This window comes from Brachybacterium paraconglomeratum, from assembly GCF_039541415.1.
GTDB classification, from domain to species: Bacteria; Actinomycetota; Actinomycetes; order Actinomycetales; family Dermabacteraceae; genus Brachybacterium; species Brachybacterium paraconglomeratum_A.
The window spans coordinates 28,897-49,073 of record NZ_BAABGE010000012.1 but is presented as its reverse complement, the minus strand read 5'-3'; the positions used below and the strand labels follow the sequence as shown (position 1 = coordinate 49,073).

Sequence of the window (20,177 nt, the reverse complement as noted above, 5' to 3'; positions counted from 1 at the left end):
CAGAGGGGGTACCTCCGGGTAGTCCTGGTGGAGGGCGGCCCCCTGGACCTGAATCGTTCTGCACTGCCACGCTGGCCCCGGGCGGCGCGAGCGCGGGCTCATGCGCCCCGATCGACAGGAGGGGCCCCGATGGCGGCGATCCCGACCCGCATGCAGGCGATGCGGCTGATGGGCCACGGCGGTCTGGACCAGCTGGTCCACACCCGCGAGGCCCGCACCCCCAGCCCCGCACCGGGAGAGGTGCTGATCGACGTCCACGCCTGCGGCATGAACAACACCGATATCTGGGTGCGTGAGGGTGCCTACGGCAGCGACACCGACCCATCGGAGATCTCCAGCTGGCGGCGCGGCCGCCCCACCCTCGCGTTCCCCCGCATCCAGGGCGCGGACATCGTGGGCCGCATCGCGGCCGTCGGCGGCGGGATCCCCGCCCGCCGGATCGGCCAGCGGGTGATGGTCGACTTCAGCCTCTACCACCGCCCCGAGGGCGATGACTCCCTGGCCGACATCGACTACATCGGCCACGGTCGCGACGGTGGCTACGCCGAGTACGTCGCGGTGCCGGCGGAGAACGCCCACGAGATCACCGCCGACCTCACCGACGCGGAGCTGGCGACCTTCTGCTGCGCCTATCTCACCGCCGAGCGGATGCTGGACCGGGCTCGCCTGGTCGAGGGGGAGCGGATCCTGATCACCGGTGCGTCCGGCGGCGTCGGCTCCGCGCTGCTGCAGCTGGCTCGGGTGCGGGGCGCGATCCCCTACGCGGTCACCAGCGCCGGCAAGGAGCAGGCGCTGCGCGAGATCGGCGCCGAGGAGGTGGTGCTGCGGGAAGACGCGGACCTGGTCGCGGAGGTTGCCCGGGTGGCCGACGGGCCGATCGACGTGGTCGCCGATCTGGTCGCCGGGCCCCTGTTCAACGACCTGCTGCGGCTCCTGCGCCCCGAGGGCCGGTATACGACCGCCGGCGCGATCGGCGGGCCGGTGGTGCAGCTGGACCTGCGCACGATGTACCTCAAGCACCTCGAGCTGCACGGCTCCTCGCAGGGCACCCGCGCCGCGTTCCGTCGGCTCCTCGGCTATATCGAGACCGGGCAGATCCGGCCGCTGCTGGACCGCACCTTCCGCCTCTCCGCGCTGCACGAGGCCCAGCGCGCCTTCCAGGCCAAGACCTACATCGGCAAGCTGGTGGTGGTCCCGGACCGCCACTGGGACACGGTCGGAGCGCCCCATGCGCCGTGAACGCAGCATCACCCTGATCGACACCCAGTCCGGCGGGGACGTGAGCCGCGTGGTCACCGCCGGGATCAAGGAGCTGCCCGGCGACAGCGTCCTCGAGCAGGCCCGCTACCTGCAGCGGGAAGGGGACGGGCTGCGCCGGCTGCTGCTCTCGGAGCCCTACGGAGACCCCGCGATGTCGGTGGACCTGATCGTGGCGCCGCGTCATCCCGAGGCCCAGGCGGGGTACATCATCATGGAAGCGATGGGCTACCCCCTGTACTCCGGCTCCAACACGATCTGCGTCGCGACCGCCCTGCTCGAGAGCGGGATGATCGAGATGACGGGCGGGGCGCAGGGCGGGGGTCACGGCGGGGAGCAGCAGATCACCCTGGAGTCCCCATCGGGCCTCGCCCGGATCACCGCTCGCACCGCCGACGGGCGGGTCGAACAGATCACCACCCAGGGTGAGCCCGCCTTCGTCGCCGAGCGGGGGCTCACGATCGAGGTCCCCGAGTACGGGCCGGTGGGATTCGATCTGGTGTGGAGCGGCGCCTACTACGCGATGATCTCCGCCGCCGCGCACGGCTTCGAGCTCACGGCCGACGAGCAGATCGCACTCGCCGCCTTCGGGGACGCGTTCGTGCGCGCCGCCCGGCCGGGGCTCCGCCAGGAGCATCCGTCGCTGGGGGATGTGGGCCCGCTGCCCTTCGTCCACTTCATGGGTCGGGTGCGCACCCTCGAGGATGGCAGCGTCGAGTCCCGTTCGGCGACCTACGTGCACCCGGGCGTGATCTGTCGCAGCCCGACCGGGACCGGCACCTCCGCGCGACTCGCGCTGCTGGCCGGTGACGGAGTGCTCGGGCCGGGGGACACGCTGGAGACGATCTCCCCGCGCGGCAACCGTTTCATCGGCACCGTGCTCGGGCAGACCGACGTGGGGGACTTCCCCGCCTGGAACTCAACCACCACCGGCTCGGCGCGGCTGATGGCCCGTTCGAAGCTCACCGTGGATCTGGACGACCCACTGGTGGACGCCTCCGATCTGGAGGGGCTGCTGGGGCCCTGAGGCGATGAGGCGATGCTCGCTTCGCGACCGGGCGGGACCACGTCGAAGCGGCCACGGAGAGGTCAGCGTGCGCTGTATAGTCACTGCATGCTGACCAGAGCCTCCCGTCTCGACGTGATGAACCGGCTGGGCCGCGCGATGGCCGACCCCACCCGCTCCCGGATCCTGCTGTCCCTGCTCGAGGAGCCCGGTTATCCGGCCGCCCTCGCCGCGGAGCTGGATCTGACCCGCACCAACGTCTCCAACCACCTGGCCTGCCTGCGCGACTGCGGGATCGTGGTCGCCACCCCCGAGGGCCGACGCACCCGGTACGAGATCGCCGACGCCCACCTCACCGCGACGCTGGGGGCCCTCGTCGAGACCGTGCTCGCCGTCGACGACGGTGCGCCCTGCCTCGACGAGAACTGCACCGTCCCCCCGTGCTGCGATGCGACTGCTGCGGCTTCCGATTCCCTTGAGACCGCCGAGCACCTCAGGGCCGCCGAGGCTGGCGTGGTCTCCCGATGAGCGACGACTGCTGCGGCCCGGTCGTGACGGAGGCGCCGCCCGCGCCGGTCGTCGAGGACGCCTGCTGCGGGACCGTGGCCCCGGCCGTCCCCTCTGCCGTGCTCGAGGTCGAGCAGCCCACCCCCTGGTGGCAGGACCGCTCCCTGGCCCTCCCGCTTACCGCCGGGGTGCTGTGGGTCGCCGGCCTGCTGCTGGGCTGGGCAGGAACGGACCTCCCCGCGCTGATCGCGCACGTCCTGGCGCTCGCCGCCGGCGCCTGGACCTTCGTGCCCGGCACCCTGCGCCGACTGGTCCAGGGCCGCGGCCGCAGCCGGCTCGGCGTCGGCCTGCTGATGACGATCGCGGCCCTCGGCGCGGTGCTGCTGGGCCATGTCGGGGAAGCCGCCGCGCTCGCCTTCCTGTTCTCCCTGGCTGAAGCTCTCGAGGACCGCTCGATGGACCGCGCGAAGCAGGGCCTGCGCTCCCTGCTCGCCCTCATCCCCGAGACCGCTCGCGTGTCCCGACCCGCCGGTCCCGAGCTCATCCCCGCCGCCGAGCTGCGCGCCGATGACCTGCTCCTGCTCGGCGCCGGCGACCGGGTCGCGACGGACGGTGTGATCATTTCCGGCCGCTCCTGGCTCGACACCTCCGCGATCACCGGCGAGTCGATCCCGGTCGAGATGGGCCCCGGAGACGCAGTGCACGCCGGCTCCCTGAACGGCTCCGGCTCCCTGACCTTGCGCGCCACCTCCGACGGCCGCGACAACTCGCTCACCCAGATCGTGCGCCTGGTCGATCAGGCCCACGCCGCCAAGGGAGAGCGGGCGCGCCTGGCCGACCGGATCGCCCGGCCCCTGGTGCCGGTCGTGCTCGTGGTCTCCGCGCTGATCGCGCTGTTCGGCGTGCTCACAGGCGACCCCGGCCTCTGGGTCGAGCGGGCGCTGGTGGTGCTGGTCGCCGCCTCGCCCTGCGCCATGGCGATCGCGGTGCCGGTCACCGTGATCTCCTCCATCGGCTCGGCGAGCAAGCTCGGCGTCGTGATCAAGTCCGGGGTCGCCGTCGAGCAGCTCGGCACCATCCGCACCGTCGCGTTGGACAAGACCGGGACGCTCACCCGCAACGAGCCGCGGGTCGTTGCGGTGGCGACCGTGGGAGGCCGCTGCGAGGAGGAGGTCCTCGTGCTCGCCGCAGCACTGGAGGCCGCCAGCTCCCACCCGCTGGCCGCTGCCGTTCTCGCAGCGGCCGACGCCACGGGAGCGGCCGCCGCGGAGGCGACGGAGGTCCAGGAGGCCCCGGGACACGGCATCACCGGTCAGGTCGCCGGTCGGGAGATCCGAGTGGGCAGTCCGCGCTGGATCGTCCCCGGTGACCTCGCCGTTCGCGCCGAGGAGATGGCCTCGCACGGGATGAGCCTGATCATGGTCGAGGAGGACGGCCTCGTGATCGGGGTGCTCGGGGTGCGTGACGAGCTGAGGCCCGACGCCGCCGAGATGGTCGCTGCCCTGCATGTGCAAGGTATCCGCACCGTGATGCTCACCGGTGACAACACCCTCACCGCTCGTGCCATCGCCCGGGAGGCGGGGATCGACGAGGTCCACGCCGAGCAGCTGCCTGCCGACAAGGCCGCCCATATCCGTCGGCTGTCCGCGGAGGCGCCGACGGCGATGGTCGGCGACGGCATCAATGACGCGCCGGCCCTCGCCTCGGCAACGGTGGGGATCGCCATCGGCGTCACCGGCGCGGCCGCCGCCGTGGAATCGGCCGACGTCGTCTTCACCGGCACCGAGCTGCGTCAGCTGCCTGTCGCGCTCGCGCATGCCCGCCGCGGCCGACGGATCATGACCGGGAACATCGCCCTCGCTCTCGTGATCATCGTCGTGCTCTTTCCCTTGGCGCTGTTCGGGGTGCTGGGCCTGGCCGCAGTGGTGCTGATCCATGAGGTGGCCGAGGTGGTGGTCATCGCCAACGGCATGCGTGCTGCGCGCACGCGGGTCATCACGGGGGAGAGGGGTGCCGCCCGCCCGCGGAGGGCCGTTCGCCCGCGATTGCTGACAGGCCGCGGAGGAGCGACATGACCATCATCGGCATCATCGGCGCGGGCGAGGTGGGCAGCCAGCTGGCCCGGGCCGTGATCACGCACGGCCACCAGGTCGTCATCGCCAACTCCCGCGGACCGGAGACCCTCGCCTCCCTGATCGACGAGCTCGGCCCCTCGGCGCGTGCCGCGACGGCGGCCGGAGCCGCCGAAGCGGGGGAGCTCGTCATCATCGCCGTGCCCCTGATGCTGGTGAACAACATGCCCACCGCCCAGCTCGCGGGGAAGATCGTGCTGGACACCAACAACTACGTGCCCTGGCGCGACGGGGCCTACCCCGCCGTGTACTCCGGGGAGAAGACCGAGCACGAGCTGCGCCAGGAGCAGCCGCCCACCTCGAAGGTCGCCAAGGCCTTCACCCACATCCAGGCGCCACGGCTGTTCCACCTCGCCCGACCAGCCGGAACTCCCGGCCGGCATGCACTGTCCGTCTCGAGCGACCACCCCGAGGCGGTCGATCGGGTGACAGAGCTGTATGACGAGCTCGGGTTCGACACCGTGGACAACAGCCCCTTGGATCAGGCCTGGCGCACCGCGCCAGGGCAGCCGGCCTGGAACGCACACCTCGGCCAGACCCGTGAGGAGCTGGCTGCGAACATCGCCCACGCCGAACCTCGGTGAGGAGTCCGCCGCGAGGCCTCGGCGCTCGACCCGGGGATGACCCTACGGTCACGTTTCGGTAACAATGCTTGGACGCCCTCACTTGCAATCGGTTGCATGGCAGTGTGGTTCTTCAGCGCTTCCGACAGGTGAGGACGAACGATGGCTGTGATGGAGGGGGCGATCATCGCGGGGTGCCTCGTGGTGGAGGTCCTGAACGGCCTGACGGTCGCGGAGAGCCAGGAGGCGGTGCGATGAGCGCGCTGCGCCCACCTCTCGAACTGCGCCCACACCTCGAACGCGAGGTGCTCGGCTGGTGGGACCGGGAGGGAGCCGACGACCGCCTCGGGGGCGTCCGCACCTGCTTCACCAATCGGGGGGAACCGGTCAGCCGCGAGAAATACACCTGGTCGCAGGGCCGCTGGGCCTGGACCTGCGCACTGGTGGCCGAGCAGATCGAGGCCGGTCGGCTGAGCGGCGACAGCGCGCTGTGGCGTAGGCGCTCCCTGCAGACCGCCGACTTCCTCGTAGGCCATGGCTTCCTCCCGGACGGCCGCACCAGCTTCCGCCTCAGCGAGAGCGGTGAGCAGCTGGCGGACGAGGACGGGGAGCTCGCCATCAGCGTCTTCGCGGATCTGTTCGCGGTGCTGGGCCTCGCCGGCGCGGCGCGCACGGCACCCGGCGGGATGCCCGGTGCGGTGCCAACAGCGGTGCCAGCATCGGTGCCAACAGCGGTGCCAACAGCGGTGCCAACAGCGGTGCCAGCATCGGTGCCAACAGCGGTGTCAGCGGCGGTGTCAGCCGCCGGGCCGGCTGCGGGGCAGAACAGCGAGCGCTGGCTCAACCAGGCGCGACGCACCCTGCTCGGCGCCGAGACCTCGATCCGTGACCGGACCGCGAAGAGCGCCCCGTATCCGGTCCCCGCCGGGTTCACGGACCTCGCCGGACCGATGACCCTGCTCCACGTCGCCGCGGAGCTGTACCGGGCGGCGCCGAGCGATGAGGTGCTCGCAGTGATCACCCGTGCCCGGAACTCACTGCTCGGTGGAGAGACATCTTTCCTCAGCACCGAGATCTGGTGGGAGTTCCGCCCCGACCAGCCACGGGACCGGGACACCCTGCTTGCCCGGCACGTCACGCCCGGCCACCTGCTCGAACTGCTGTGGATGCTGGTCCGCGTCGGCGACCAGCACCCGCAGCTGGCGGTGCCGGATGCCACGCTCACCGCCCTCGCGCTGCGGGCCCTGGAGACGGGCTGGGACACGAGCGAGGGCGGTCTGCTGCGCTATGTGGATCGGGAGAGCGGCGGCGCGCCCGTCGGCCGCCTGCTGGAGACCCCCTACGAGGCGCTCGTGCAGCGCACCTGGGATACCAAGCTCTGGTGGGTCCATGCCGAGGCGATGTACGCGACCGCTCTGCTCGCCCGCCGCACCGGCTCTGTGGAGCTCGCCCGCTGGGCGGAGCGGGTGCGCGAGTACACGCTGGGCACCTTCCCGGATCCAGGCGGCCAGGAGTGGCTGCAGAACCGTCGCCGCGACGGCAGTCCGCTGGATGAGGTGGTCGCCCTGCCCGTCAAGGACCCCATGCATATCGCCCGTTCGCTCCTGCTGCTGAACGCCCTGGAGCACGACCCCGCACCGACCGAGGAGAAGACATCGTGAGCATTGCCGAGACCGCCCTGGAGATCCACGCCCACCCCACCCGCCAGGAGATGGGCGCCGCTGCTGCCGCGGCCGCCGCCCCGATCCTGCGCGAGGCGATCGCAGAACGCGGCAGCGCCCGCCTGATGCTCGCCGCCGCCCCCAGCCAGTCCGCCACGCTCCGAGCCCTCGCCGCCACGGAAGGGCTCGACTTCTCGAAGATCGACTGCTTCCACATGGACGATTACATCGGCCTGACCCCGGACGCCCCGCAGGGATTCGGCAACTGGCTCGCGAACGCACTGTTCACCCTGGTCACGCCCCGGACCTTCCACCGCATCGACGTCACCGCCGCGCCCGAGGGCGCCGCCGCGGCATATCGCGAGGCGATGGGGGAGGAGCCCTTTGACGTGACGCTCTGCGGCCTGGGCGTGAACGGCCACCTCGCCTTCAATGACCCGCCCGCAGACTTCGCGGACCCGCTGAGCGCGCGGGTGGTCGAGCTCGATCCCGTCTCCCGCCAGCAGCAGGTCGACGAGGGGCATTTCCCGGACCTCGAGGCGGTGCCGGTCCACGCCATCACCGTCACGATCCCGCGGCTGCTGAACGCGCGCCGTATCGTCGTCTCCGTCCCCGCGGCGGTCAAGCGCCAGGCCGTCCACGACACCGTGAACCAGTCGATCTCCGGTGCGCACCCCGGCACGGCGCTGCGCACCCATCCCGATGTGCACCTGTTCGTCGATGCGGAGGCAGATCCCCGATGACCTCGGAACCCACCCGCACTGCAGGGCCCGCCAGCCCCGCAGCGGCCGCTGGCCCCGCAGCGCTCGCGGCAGAGTACTTCGAGACGATCACCGCGCTGATGGGCCGCATCCGCGACGAGGAGCAGGCCGCGATCACCGAAGCCGCGGAGCTGCTCGCGGAGCAGATCGCCGGGGACCGCCTGGTGCACGTCTACGGTCCGGGCGGGCATTCGAACCTCGCCTCGCAGGAGGTGTTCTTCCGCGCCGGGGGGCTCATGCACGTCTCCGCGATGCTCGACGAGGGCACCCTGCTCTCCAGCGGGGCGCTGCGCTCCATGGCTATCGAGCGCACCCCCGGTTACGGCCGGATCGTCATCGAGGATCACCAGCTCGGCGAGGGCGACCTGCTGATCCTGGTCAACGCCTACGGGATCAACGCCGCGCTGATCGACGCCGCGCTCACTGCGAAGGAGCACGGCTGCACTCTGATCGGCGTCTCGAGCCGCGAGCACGCCGATTCCACTGCGCCCGAGCATCCCGCCCGCCACCCCTCGAAGCAGAACCTCCACGACGTGGTGGATCTGCACCTCGACACCAAGGTCCCCATCGGCGATGCGGTGATCGAGATCGATGGGGTCGCCGAGCGCACCGGCGCGGTCTCCACCTTCGCGAGCGCCTTCGCGATGAACTGGATGATGATGAGCACCGTCGCCGCGCTCGCCGAGCGGGGCATCGACCCGCCGATCTGGCGCTCCGGGAACGCGCCCGGCGGCGACGAGGCGAACGGCCAGTTCATCGCCCGGTTCAAGGGAAGGGTGAAGCATCTATGAGCACTCTCGTGCGCGGGCTCGACCCCGCCACCGGCCAGCTGCTCGAGGTCACGATCGACACCGCGATCACCCGCATCGACCGTCGGCCCGCGGCGCCCGGAGAGGCCGGGGAGGCAGGGCGGGAGCTTCCCTATCTCGCCCCGGGGCTCATCGATCTGCAGGTCAACGGCTTCGCCGGGATCGATGTGAACGGGCCGGAGGTCACCGCCGAGAGGATCCTGGAGATCACCGCGGTGCTCGCACGGCGCGGCGTCACCACCTGGGTGCCCACTGTCATCACCGGCTCCGAGGAGGCGATCTGCCGTTCCCTGCGCGCCGTCGCCGAGGCCCGTGCCACCTCACCGCAGCTCGCCCATGCGATCCCCTTCGCCCACGTCGAAGGCCCATTCCTCTCGGCGCAGGACGGCCCGCGCGGAGTCCACGACGCCGCCCAGATCCGCCCGATCGACGCCGACGAAGCCGCCCGCTGGCAGCAGGCCGGGCCCGTCGGCATCGTGACGCTCTCCCCGCATACGGACGATGCCCCCGCGCAGATCGCGCGCATCGTGAATCTGGGGATCCACGTCGCAGTGGGGCACACCCACGCCAGCGGTCCCCAGCTCACCGCTGCTGTCGATGCCGGGGCGACCCTGTCCACGCACCTCGGCAACGGGATCTTCCCACAGCTGGCCCGCCACCCGAACCCGCTGTGGACCCAGCTCGCCGAGGACCGCCTCACCTGCGGTCTGATCGCCGACGGGCACCACCTCCCTGCGGAGACCCTCGAGGTCATGCTCCGCGCCAAGGGCGTCGGCCGGGCCTTCCTGGTCTCCGACGCGACCGAGCTTGCCGGCAAGCAGCCCGGCCGCTACGAGACCGCGGTGGGCGGAACGGTCGAGCTCAGCGCCGACGGCCGCCTGTCGCACGTGGGCACCGAGCTGCTGGCCGGGGCGGCGTCCGACGTCGCCACGGGCCTGCGCTTCGTGCTGCGCGCGACCAGCCTGTCCCTGCGGGAGGCGCTCGTGCTGGTCACCCGTACCCCGGGCGCGGTGCTCGGCCGCGAGACCACGCTGCACGTCGGCGCCCCGGCGGACCTGGTGACGCTCGATGCCGACGGGACCGTGCAGTGCATCTGGCAGCACGGCACGGAGCTCACGCCCGCATGAGCGGGCGCCAGGGAGGGCGCCGGATCTCGGTCGGAGCCGCTGTTCGGGCGCCGGGGTGAGAGGGGATGTGAGGAGACGGGTGCATCCTCCTGAGGGCGACGCGCCTATCCGGCGGTAATCGGCCTCGTGAGCGTTGCTGCTGTGGCGTCGGCCGTGGAAGCATCGGTGGCGGGAGGGGGCTTCCCGGTACTGTGCAGGTGAGCCGGTCGCAGCAGCCCGGCACCCGCGCGCCTGCCGTTCCGGTGAGCGGGTCTACGACTTGAGGGGATCCCCATGGAACAGATCACCGTCGCCGGCCACCCCGACCCGATTCCCGCTTCTCCGGTCGCTGAGCGACTCCTGAAGGAACGGCTCGCGACCACCCGCCAGAAGCGCGGCGACGAAGCGGCCGACGCCCTCGAGGTCCTGGTCGGCCAGCGGATCGGCACCCTGCTCGAAGGCGGGATGCCGAGTATCGATGTCGCGACGATGCGCTCGATCGTCGACTTCGTGGAGACCCCGGTCGAGGACGAGAGCACCTCGAACCTCGGGCGCATGGTGCAGGGACTCAAGGACAAGGCCGCCCAGCGCGGGAAGCGGACTATGGGCTGAGTCCGAGCGTCTCACGCGCTCATCGAGGGTTCTCCTTATGGCGCTCATAAGTTAGCGTGTTCGGATGATCCTCACCGGCCTCCTCCTCGGCGCCGTGCTCGGCTATGTCCTGCAGCGTTCGCGGTTCTGCGTCACCGGCGCCTTCCGCGACCTCTACATGACCCGTTCCGCGCGCTACTTCACCCCCTTCCTCCTTGCGATCGCGATCCAGGCCGTCGGCGTCGCCGCGCTCACCGGCGCGGGCGTCATCGCCCCCGAGCCCGCGTCCTTCGCCCCGCTCGCGGTGATCGGCGGCGGCCTGCTCTTCGGCGTCGGCATCATCATGGCCGGAGGCTGCGCGACCGGCACCTACTACCGCGCGGGCGAGGGCCTCATCGGCTCCTGGGTGGCGCTGATCTTCTACATGCTCTTCGCGGCGGTCATGAAGTTCGGCCCTCTCGGCGGCTTCACCGAGGCCGCCCGTGCCCGCACCACGGCCGACGCGACTCTCCAGGAGACCCTCGGAGTGAGCGTCTGGGTGCCCACCATCGCGTTCTCCGCCCTGGTCGCCGTGCTGGTGGTGCGCCAGGTGCGCAGAAGCGCCGCACGCAACGCCGGCAAGAAGAGCGTGCGCCTGCCCGCCCGCCGCAGCGGCCTCGGCCACTACCTCGCTGACATCCCCTGGAACCCCTGGGTGGGCGGGGCGCTCCTGGGCGTCATCGCGATCGCCGCGTGGGTGCTCTCCACGGCCGCCGGCCGCAACGGCGGCCTCGGCATCACCACCCCGTCGGCCAAGATCATCACCTTCCTCACCACCGGGGACGTGACCCTCGTGGACTGGTCCGTGATGCTCGTGCTCGGCATCCTGGTGGGCTCCTTCATCGCCGCGAAGCTCGCCGGCGAGTTCCGCTGGCGGGTGCCGGATGCCAGGACCATGCTCAACAGCGCCGGCGGCGGCGTCGCGATGGGCGTGGGCGCCGCGCTCGCCGGCGGCTGCACCATCGGCAACTCGCTCGTGGAGACCAGCCTGTTCAGCTACCAGGGCTGGGTCTCCTTCGCCGCGATCATGCTCGGCACCTGGGCTGCCGCCTGGTTCTTCCTGGTGCGCCCGCAGAAGGCCGCCGCGAAGAACCGTCCCGCCCCCGTGCTCAGCCCCGCCGCCTGACAGCGGCCTCACACACCACCCCGACAGAGAGGACCTCTCATGCCTGCCTACACCCTTCAGACCAACGGCGCCGTCTGCCCCTTTCCGCTGATCGACGCGAAGAACGCGATGGAGCAGCTGACCACGGGCGATGACCTGATCATCGGCTTCGACTGCACCCAGGCCACCGACTCCCTGCCACAGTGGGCCGCGGACGACGGCCACGAGGTGGTCGCCTTCGACCGCGTGGGCGAGGCGGGCTGGACGATCACGGTGCGCAAGGGCGCCTGACTGCCGCCTTCCGCCGCTGGTCGGCGGATCGGCAGGCGCTCTCAGCGCACCGGGCCCCGCATCGCCACGTGGACCGTCGGCTCCTCCTCCTGGCCCACCACGACCACGTAGGCGATGGGCTCGTGCGCGCCGGTCGCCACGCGATCGCCCTTCTTCTGCACGCCCTCGCCCAGTCGCGCCACCACGACCTGCAGGTCATCGCCCTCGGCGCGGGAGTCGATGCCGCCGGGGAAGTTCTCCTCCACCCAGTCCTCGACCTTCAGGGTGGGGCCGCTGAAGGTGATGATGGGGTCCCACCGGTCGGCGTCCTGGAGCGGGCTGTCGACGATCTGCATGTCGAGGTCGGGTGCCGTGAAGCCGCCCTCGGACAGGAGCATGCCGGGGTCGTCGGCGATGCTCGGCACGTCGGTAAAGCTGCAGGCTGAGGCGAGCAGGCTCATGGCCGCGCAGGCCACGGCACCATGGAGGAAGTGGCGTCGGATCACGGGGCGGTCCCTTTCCAGAGCTGCGCACATGCAGGAGCGTGGTGTGGCGGGGGTGCTCGACGTCCCTGGCGCAGCGTAGGTGCGACGGTACTCGCGGCGTCCCGCCGGCCGTGGGACGCTGGAGACCGCGTACCCGCCCCCACAGAACGGAGCACCGATGTCCTCCCGCTCAGGCACTGTCGTCCGCGCCCTCCTCGGGGCGGTGGTCTCGATCGCCATCATCGCCTTTGGATTCGCATGGGCGACGACCGGCGTCTCGCTCGAGCAGAGCGTGCTCTTCGGGCTGATCGTGGTGGTAGCAGGGCTGCTCCGCCTCGGCGATGCGGCCCGGCAGGTGTTCCGGACCGTGGACGGCGCGGACTGAGAGCTCTCGAGCCCAGACCGGAGCTCCCGAGCCCACACCGACCGCCAGAGACGACGGAGAGAGACCACCATGGATGACGCCGCACGCTGGAACGCACTCCCGCAGCGACTGCCCGACTGGTTCCGCGACGCCCCGCTGGGCATCTTCATCCACTGGGGCGCCTACTCCGTCCCCGCCTGGGCGGAGCCCACCGCCGAGCTCGGCGCGGCAGATGATGGCGCCGACCGGCTCACCCACAACTCCTACGCCGAGTGGTACTTCAACACCATGCGCATCGAGGGGTCCCCGGCCGCCGAGCATCACCGGCAGGTCCACGGCGGAGCGCCCTACGACGACTTCCTCGACCAGTGGCAGGTGGGCGCCTTCGACCCGTCCGCCTGGAGTGACCTCTTCGCTCGCGCCGGTGCGAGCTACGTCGTGCTGACCACCAAGCATCACGACGGGATCACCCTGTGGGATGCTCCCGGCACTGGGGACCGGAACACCGTCCGGCGTGGGCCGCGCCGAGACCTCGTCGGCGAGATCGCCGCAGCCACCACGGAGGCCGGGCTGCGCTTCGGGGTCTACTACTCCGGCGGCCTGGACTGGAATGTGCGGCCGACGGAGCCGCTGGTCGAGGGCAGCGAGGTCGCCGGCTCGAAGCGGCCACGCGATGACGAGTACGGGACGTACTGCAGCGCCCAGGTGCGCGACCTCATCGACCGCTACGGCCCGGACGTGTTCTGGAACGACATCGGCTGGCCGGATCAGAACCTGCACTTCGGGCCGGGCGGGCTCGGCGAGCTGCTGGAGCACTTCTACCGCGAGCGCCCCGAAGGGCTGATCAACGACCGCTTCTCCGGTGCGCATCACAACTTCGTGACCACCGAATACCAGTCCGGGGAGATCCCCGAGGGCCAGGTCTGGGAGAACTGCCGCGGCATCGGACTGAGCTTCGGCTACAACCAGGTCGAGGACGCCGCCCAGTACATGAGCGGCGCGCAGGCGGTGCGGCACGTGGTCGACGCCGTCTCCCGCGGCGGGCGGGTGCTGCTGAACGTCGGGCCTCGGGCCGACGGGTCGCTGCCCGAGCCGCAGAGGCAGGTGCTCGAGGAGCTCGGTGAGTTCATGGCCGAGCATCGGGCGCAGCTCACCGGTGCCCGCGGCCTCGGCGAGCTCTCGCTCCCGGGCGCTGCGTGGGCACGTGCGGTGGAGAAGGACGGGCAGTGCCATGTCTTCGCCTCGGGGGAGGCGGGGACGCTGCGGGTTGCTGCGGCGGATCTGTCGGTCGGCTTCGACTGGCCGGCATCAGGCGTCGAGCTCGTGCTGGAAGGGCCGGATGCGGCGCCGGTCTCCGTCTCCGCGCGGGCTGCTGGCGCTTCCAGTCGCTGAGCCCGGGCACCGGTCCGTCTGAACCGCGGTTCCTTCGTCGGACCCCCGCGCTACCGTTCCTCCATGACGACCACGACCACCGCTGCTGACCGCGCCGCCGGAGCCCTGCTGGGCCTTGCCTGCGGCGATGCCGCCGGCGTCCCGTACGAGTTCGCCTCCGCCCTCTACGACCCGCACCAGGGTCCGCAGATGATCGGCGGCGGGCTCGGCCCGTACGAACCGGGGGAGTGGTCCGACGACACCCAGATGGCGCTGTGCATCGCGCGGGTCGCGGCGTCCGACGTCCCACTCGACTCCCCGGAGGGGCTCGACGCGATCGCCCAGGGCTTCCTGGACTGGTTGCAGCGCGGTGCGAGCGACGTGGGCACCCAGACGCGCCAGGTGCTCAGTGCACTGCACAGGGATGACGGCCATCCCGGTCTTGCCCAGCGGATGACCGCCGTCGCCGCGGAGCTGCACGCCCGTTCCGGTCGGACCGGAGGCAACGGCGCCCTGATGCGCACCGCCCCGGTGGCCCTCGCCTTCCCGGATGATCCCGAGCGCACCGCCCGCGCGGCACGATCCATCGCCGAGCTCACCCACGCCGACCCGCTGGCCGGCGACTCCTGCGTGCTCTGGTGCGAAGCGATCCGGCGCTCCGTCGTGGACGCCATGCGCGGCCGGCCGGAGGACGGCCTCGAGCTGCTCCCCGCAGAGAGCCGCGAGGCGTGGGCGGCGCTCGCCGAGGGGACCTGGCGTGCGGGCGCTCCAGCATCGCTGTCTCCCAATGGGTTCACCGTCACCGCGCTCTTTGCCGCGCTGCACGCGGTGGAGCAGGCGGCCTCGGCCGACGAGGACGGGCCGACGGCGACCTTCCGCGCGGGCATCGCCGCAGCCGTCGCGCTCGGGGATGACACCGACACCATCGCCGCGATCACCGGGTCGCTGCTGGGGACCTGGACGGGCGCCGAGGAGATCCCGCAGGAGTGGACCGACATGGTCCATGGCTGGCCGGGGTATGACGGGCCCGGACTGGCTGCGGTGGCGACGATGATCTTTCGCCACAGCTGATCAGGAACGGGCTCCCGAGCAGAAGCGCCACGAGCGCACCACCCGAAGACACCGACAGCATCGCCGCGATGTGTTCGAGTCCTCCGCACGTGTCAGGGCTGCCTGGAGCAGGAGCAGCGTACGGAATTGTCCGGGACGATTTCCGATTTCGGCCATTCACCCCATTTGAGAGGTTCCCCGCCTAATCTGAGATCAATCACCCCAGGATGCGGAGGGTTTTTATGTCTCGTACGGAACCGAGTGCTCACCCGGACGGTCCTGAGCCCGCAGCGGCGCCTGTTGCGGCGACCTCCGAGGTGCAGGCTTTGCCGGACGGCCCGCACGAGGCGGCCTCCGAACGCCGACAACGACTCGAACACGCTGCGACCGGAGGCCGCGCCGGGATCGCTGCGGCGCTCAACGAGGCGCGACAGCGGCAGGGGCTGTCCTACCGGGCCCTCGACAAGCGTTCCGAGATCCGGGTGGCCACCCTCCAGGGCTGGCTCTCCGGGAAGTACGCGCCGCAGGTGGGGATGCAGCAGGACTTCATCCGACTGGTCGGCGTGCTCGATCTTGCGGATCCTCCGAATACCCCGGGTGCCGTGAGCGCGATCAACTGGTGGGAGGCGATGCAGGAGCCGGCCGCCAGGCCTGTCCGTCCTGCAGACAGTTCCCCGCCCTATCCGGGGCTGCTCCCGTACGACCTCTCCACCGCCCACCTGTTCGCCGGGCGCGAGCGGCCGCTCGCGGATCTCCGCGGTCGGCTGCAGCGCCGGCTCGACGGGCGGGAGCGACCGCTGCTGCTGGTGACCGGGCGCTCCGGGGTCGGGAAGTCGTCTCTGGTGGCAGCCACCGCCGCGCAGTTCGCCCCCGAACTGCCGACGGTGATCTTCTCACCCTCGACCGAGGCGCTCGAGACCCTGAGATCGCTGACGCCCGCTGTTCAACGGATCGTGGTGATCGATCATGCCGAGATGCTATGGACCAGCTGCCCGCCGGAGCTCGCACAGCAGCTGCTCGACGAGGTCGCGACCGTGCAGGAGACGCTCTCGGGGGTTGCCCTCGTCCTGGTGATGAGGGCCGATTCGATCGCCCCGGCCACCGACGTGCCGGTGCTGCGGGACGTGCTCGAGCATGCCCACTTCGTGCTGGGCCCCATCGAGCGGAGTGACGTCGTGCGGATCCTGGAGACCCCGACCTCCGGTCGAGGGGTCACCGTGGAGCCCCGAGTCGTCGACGTGGTCCTCCGCGATCTCGGCGTCGACTTCCCGCACTCCGCACGTGGAAGGAACGACGGTGCACTCGTGGGCGCGCTGCCGCTGATCTCCCAGACCATGCGGATGCTGTGGGAGGAACGGCGCACGGCCGACGCGATCACGATCGCCGACTACCACCGCACCGGAGGCATCGCGACCTCGGTCGAGACCACGGCGGAAGCGGCATACGAGCGCCTATCGCCGTCTGCGCGAGCGGTGTGCTGGCCCGTCCTGCAGGAGATGATCCGGCTTGACGAGGACCGCCCGGTGCGGACACCGGTCGCGAAAGAGGCCTTCGCCCAGACATCGGAGCAGGAGGTGCTGAGGGTCTTCCTCGAGTCGCATCTGCTGCTGAGCAGCGATTCCGGCATCACCATCGGTCACGACCTGCTGTTCACCACCTGGCCCCGCCTGACGGAGTGGCTCGTCTCGGCCAAGGACTCCTCTGCCGCCCGGCGCATGCTCACGCGATACGCCCACTTCTGGCACGACTCCGGCCGGCCCGACGATCTGCTGCGCACCACGGACGCCTCCTTCATCCTCGATGCCGAGGATGAGGCCGCCGATGACGATCCGTCCCGAGCACCTCTGCCACGCGTCGAACGAGACTTCCTGGTGGCAGGAAGGGAGACCCATAACGCCCAGCTCCGGGAGGCTGCAGCAGAGAACTCGACCCTGAAGAAGTCGGCACGACGATTCCGCCTGGTGACCGCGTTCGCCAGCTCCTTCGCCGTCGTCGCCCTCCTGCTCGCAGTCACCGCGGCCATCAGCGCCGAGCGTCTCAACGACGCCCGCTCCACCGCGCTCGGCAGCGAGATCGCGAGCAGATCAGAGGTCGTGGCCGAGACTCTGCCCGCCCAGGCGGCACAGCTGGCCGTGGCTGCCTTCGGGATTGATGACAACGCCTCCACCAGATCCCGCCTGCTCTCACTGAGCACCACCGCACTGCCCCGGAACCTGCAGGCCACTGCCGGCCCCGGCGCTCTCGCCGCACTCCCGGACCTGGTGGCCCACGGTGGTTCCGACTCCTCCGTGCTGCTGATCGACCCGGCCACCGGTGACATCCTCCAGCGGATCGCGACACCCGCCACGCACACCTATGCGCTGAGCCTCGTGGAGACCGGCGGGCGCGTGCTGCTCGCGGCCAGCGGCGAGGACGCCTCCGGTGACCCCGCCCAGGGCTGCGTGTGGGAGGTCAGCGCGGAGCCGCGCAAGCTGGGCTGCCTCACCGTGCCCGCCAAGTCTGATGCCGTGACGGTGCTGCCGGACGGCAGCGGGGTCCTCTTCGGCTCCGCGGACGGCACCATCCAGCGGATGCGTCTGCAGGGCGACTCGGTCGAGGCCCTTGCTCCGCTCCGCGGCCCTGTCGGGGCAGATGCCGAACCGTCGGCGGTGATGGGCCTGGATGCCGCCGGAGCCACGGTGATCGCCGCCGCGGAGGACGGCACCGTCGCCACGCTGAACGACCCTCTCGGTGCTGGCACCTGGTCGGCACCGCTCCAGACCGGACTGGTCCAGTCGGTCGATCTCTCCGCAGACGGCACCCGCTTCGCCGTTGCAACCCGGGACCACACGATCGTGCTCGGGGAAATGACCGGCGGCGGAGAGCTGCGGCAGACGGCCGTCTCGAGGGCGTTCGAGTCCTGGGCGAACCAGTCGGTGTTCCTGCCCGACGGACGGATCGCCGCCGTCGGCTCCGATCAGACTCTGCGCATCATCGACGAGGACGGTGGGGTGACCCGCACCCAGACGCTGGCCTCGCTGCCCACCCAGCTCGCCGTCTCCGACGACGTGCTCGCGACCTTCACGGTCGACGGCACGGTGTTGCTGTGGCCGCTCGAGCATTTCCTCACGCAGGATCCCCGGGGCCGCGTGTTCGAAGTGGTCTCGGATGACGCCGGGATGCTGACGGCGAGCCTGGGCTCGGACGACGGACTGCTGCAGGTCGAGCGATTGGGCGAGGACGGCCAGCACACCGCACTCGCCGTGCCGGAGACCGAGATCGAGACCCGGTACGGGATCGATGTCAGCCCCGACGGGGTATTCGTGGCCAGCGCAGGACGGGGAGGTCTGCACCTCTGGCGCGTGGGCGAGACGGCGCTCAGCGAGCCGACCATCATCGACCCGCTTCCCGGCGCGCTGATCATCTACGTGAAGTTCTCTCCGGACGGGTCACGCATCGCCATCGGCGACCAGTCGGAGGACACGGTCGTGGTCTACGACCTCGAAGAAGATCCCGCGGCGGAGGGAGCGCAGGTCACGCTGACGAAAGCCGCCGAGATCCCGGTGCTGGCGGGCGGCACCATGGTCTTCGCAGATCGGGACAAGCTCGTGGTCGAGGACGGCAGCTGGAACTTGCTGGTCTGGAACCTCGTCACGGATCAGGAGGTCACCTCGGTGAGCCTCGAGGGGGAGCGTCCCGTCATGATCCTCACCCGTCCCGGCCACCCGGGACAGATCGCCTTCGCGACCGAATCCCGCAGCGTGGGGATCCTCGACATCACCGATCCCGCCGCTCCGCAGATCATCTCTCATGCTTCTGACCTGACCGACACCCCGCGCAGCCTGGACTTCAGCCCGGACGGCGAGACTCTCGCCATCGCCGCGGTGAGCCATGTCGATCTCCGCGCCGTCAGCGAAGACGGCTCGGAGATCGGAGAGTCCCAGCTGCGCCTGATGGGCCCGATGCGCACCGAGATCGCAGACGTCTCCTTCCTCCAGGGCGGGGAGCGGATCGTCGGGTCGACCTACAGCGGTCACCTGTGGTGGTGGGATCTCGACGCCGACAGGGTCGCCGCGCAGATCTGCGCGGCGGTGGGAACGCCGCTCACCCAGGAGAAGGCGCGGCAGCTCGCGCCGAGCCTGCCGGAGGGCAGCCTCGCCTGTGAGGCGTGACCTTCGCCCGGCGTGCGGCACTCAGGGATGCGCATCCGTGCAGGTCATGACCTGAACTTGAGTCGGAACCGTACATCCTCGAACGCCTCCTGCGGCACGCAGCCGGAGGGAAATCTCCTGGGCTGAGAGCAAGAAGGAGTCCCGGTCAGTCCCGGACGGAGATATGCCGCTTTTCGGCCGGAACCCTGGATACGTTCCTGCCAAGGACGACGGCACGGGTGGTCGTCCTGATCTGCAGAACTGGTCTGCAGGACAGGGACGGCGAAAGGAATCGTGAGGAAGATGAGCTCTCCTACTCCGGGGTACATCGTGTGCGGGATCGGCATTGCGCTGATCGTGATCGGATTCATCTGGGGTTTCGTGATCGGGTACTACCCGAGCGACCTCCCCGTGCTCCTCGGCCTGCTGTTGGTCGGAGCCGGCATGGCCTGGGGAGGCCAGCGGATGTTCCAGACGGCGAAGCGCCAGAACACCGAGCGCGAGATCGCTCAGCGCGACGCGGGGGTTCACTGACATGGCAGGCATCGACGACAAGATCGCCGCATTGGCCTTCACGACCACCAGCAGTCGGCCGCGTGAACGGGTCGAGGAGCTCATCGGTGACGCCGCGCAGATCGCTCGCGCGACAGGGCCGAAGGTCGTTCTCTCCGACGGCGACCAAGGACGCATCGACGGAGTCGTGAAGAACTTCGCAGGGGTCACCCTCGCAGCGTTCTCGATCTCCCTCACCACCGATGGCCAAGGCACGACGACCGTGGCGTTCGCCATCGATGACTATCTGCGGACGCAAGAGAAACTGCTGATATTCATCCCTGTCTCCCCGTGGGGCGCCCCCGGATTCAAGACTCTCCGCGCATTCAGCGAGTACCTGCGCGAGAAGCTCCAGGCAGATACAGCGCGGATCTGAGCCCTCGGCCGCCGCACTCCTGAACCCGTATTCCTGAGCCCG

19 protein-coding genes are annotated in these 20,177 nt (G+C 70.6%); 18 read left to right on the top strand and 1 reads right to left on the bottom strand.

Annotated elements, in window-relative coordinates; translation table 11 throughout:
- Positions 1-129 precede the first annotated feature (129 nt).
- The 12 genes from ABD893_RS16835 (at position 130) to ABD893_RS16780 (ending at position 11,828) form a co-directional block, all read left to right on the top strand.
- Entirely contained in the window at positions 130-1,239 is a 1,110-nt protein-coding gene (locus tag ABD893_RS16835) for an alcohol dehydrogenase family protein (RefSeq protein WP_345083128.1), read from the top strand.
- Positions 1,229-2,284 carry a proline racemase family protein gene (locus ABD893_RS16830; RefSeq protein WP_345083125.1) on the top strand — a complete coding sequence of 352 codons (1,056 nt, stop codon included), beginning with the start codon at positions 1,229-1,231 and terminating at the stop codon, positions 2,282-2,284. Before ABD893_RS16835 ends, ABD893_RS16830 begins: the two co-directional genes overlap by 11 nt.
- 87 nt (positions 2,285-2,371) lie before the next feature.
- Complete coding sequence (cmtR, locus tag ABD893_RS16825; protein ID WP_345083122.1) at positions 2,372-2,791, top strand: Cd(II)/Pb(II)-sensing metalloregulatory transcriptional regulator CmtR; 420 nt, start codon at positions 2,372-2,374, stop codon at positions 2,789-2,791.
- Complete coding sequence (locus tag ABD893_RS16820; RefSeq protein WP_345083119.1) at positions 2,788-4,845, top strand: heavy metal translocating P-type ATPase; 2,058 nt, start codon at positions 2,788-2,790, stop codon at positions 4,843-4,845. The genes cmtR and ABD893_RS16820 overlap by 4 nt, the downstream gene beginning before the upstream one ends.
- Positions 4,842-5,486, top strand: coding sequence for an NADPH-dependent F420 reductase (locus ABD893_RS16815; RefSeq protein WP_345083116.1), 645 nt, complete (start codon positions 4,842-4,844; stop codon positions 5,484-5,486). Before ABD893_RS16820 ends, ABD893_RS16815 begins: the two co-directional genes overlap by 4 nt.
- A gap of 233 nt (positions 5,487-5,719) precedes the next feature.
- On the top strand, positions 5,720-7,126 hold the full coding sequence (locus ABD893_RS16810; protein ID WP_345083113.1) for an AGE family epimerase/isomerase: 1,407 nt from the start codon (positions 5,720-5,722) through the stop codon (positions 7,124-7,126).
- Positions 7,123-7,869 (top strand): 6-phosphogluconolactonase, encoded by a 747-nt coding sequence (locus ABD893_RS16805; RefSeq protein ID WP_345083109.1) that lies wholly within the window; start codon positions 7,123-7,125, stop codon positions 7,867-7,869. The genes ABD893_RS16810 and ABD893_RS16805 overlap by 4 nt, the downstream gene beginning before the upstream one ends.
- Entirely contained in the window at positions 7,866-8,678 is an 813-nt protein-coding gene (locus tag ABD893_RS16800) for a sugar isomerase domain-containing protein (protein WP_345083106.1), read from the top strand. Before ABD893_RS16805 ends, ABD893_RS16800 begins: the two co-directional genes overlap by 4 nt.
- Positions 8,675-9,823, top strand: a complete 1,149-nt coding sequence (locus tag ABD893_RS16795; protein WP_345083103.1) for an N-acetylglucosamine-6-phosphate deacetylase — start codon at positions 8,675-8,677, stop codon at positions 9,821-9,823. Before ABD893_RS16800 ends, ABD893_RS16795 begins: the two co-directional genes overlap by 4 nt.
- 273 nt (positions 9,824-10,096) lie before the next feature.
- The gene (locus tag ABD893_RS16790; protein WP_345083100.1) at positions 10,097-10,414 is read left to right on the top strand and encodes a hypothetical protein; all 318 of its coding nucleotides are present in this window, start codon (positions 10,097-10,099) and stop codon (positions 10,412-10,414) included.
- A gap of 64 nt (positions 10,415-10,478) precedes the next feature.
- Positions 10,479-11,558, top strand: a complete 1,080-nt coding sequence (locus ABD893_RS16785) for a YeeE/YedE family protein (RefSeq protein ID WP_345083097.1) — start codon at positions 10,479-10,481, stop codon at positions 11,556-11,558.
- Positions 11,559-11,597: 39 nt separating this feature from the next.
- The gene (locus tag ABD893_RS16780) at positions 11,598-11,828 is read left to right on the top strand and encodes a sulfurtransferase TusA family protein (protein WP_345083094.1); all 231 of its coding nucleotides are present in this window, start codon (positions 11,598-11,600) and stop codon (positions 11,826-11,828) included.
- A 41-nt stretch (positions 11,829-11,869) separates the two neighbouring features.
- Here ABD893_RS16780 and ABD893_RS16775 read toward each other — a convergent pair whose 3' ends face one another.
- A complete protein-coding gene (locus tag ABD893_RS16775; RefSeq protein WP_345083092.1) occupies positions 11,870-12,313 on the bottom strand; it encodes a hypothetical protein in 444 nt (147 codons plus the stop codon).
- A gap of 157 nt (positions 12,314-12,470) precedes the next feature.
- Here ABD893_RS16775 and ABD893_RS16770 point away from each other — a divergent pair, with 157 nt between their 5' ends.
- The 6 genes from ABD893_RS16770 (at position 12,471) to ABD893_RS16745 (ending at position 20,135) form a co-directional block, all read left to right on the top strand.
- Positions 12,471-12,677, top strand: a complete 207-nt coding sequence (locus tag ABD893_RS16770; RefSeq protein ID WP_345083089.1) for a hypothetical protein — start codon at positions 12,471-12,473, stop codon at positions 12,675-12,677.
- A 69-nt stretch (positions 12,678-12,746) separates the two neighbouring features.
- Positions 12,747-14,048: an alpha-L-fucosidase gene (locus ABD893_RS16765; protein WP_345083087.1), complete on the top strand. Its 1,302-nt coding sequence runs from the start codon at positions 12,747-12,749 to the stop codon at positions 14,046-14,048.
- A 63-nt stretch (positions 14,049-14,111) separates the two neighbouring features.
- Entirely contained in the window at positions 14,112-15,098 is a 987-nt protein-coding gene (locus ABD893_RS16760) for an ADP-ribosylglycohydrolase family protein (protein ID WP_345083085.1), read from the top strand.
- Between the two features lie 221 nt (positions 15,099-15,319).
- Entirely contained in the window at positions 15,320-19,228 is a 3,909-nt protein-coding gene (locus tag ABD893_RS16755) for an NACHT and WD repeat domain-containing protein (protein ID WP_345083082.1), read from the top strand.
- 282 nt (positions 19,229-19,510) lie between these two features.
- Positions 19,511-19,741: a hypothetical protein gene (locus ABD893_RS16750; protein ID WP_345083080.1), complete on the top strand. Its 231-nt coding sequence runs from the start codon at positions 19,511-19,513 to the stop codon at positions 19,739-19,741.
- Between the two features lies 1 nt (position 19,742).
- Complete coding sequence (locus ABD893_RS16745) at positions 19,743-20,135, top strand: hypothetical protein (RefSeq protein ID WP_345083077.1); 393 nt, start codon at positions 19,743-19,745, stop codon at positions 20,133-20,135.
- Positions 20,136-20,177 lie beyond the last annotated feature (42 nt).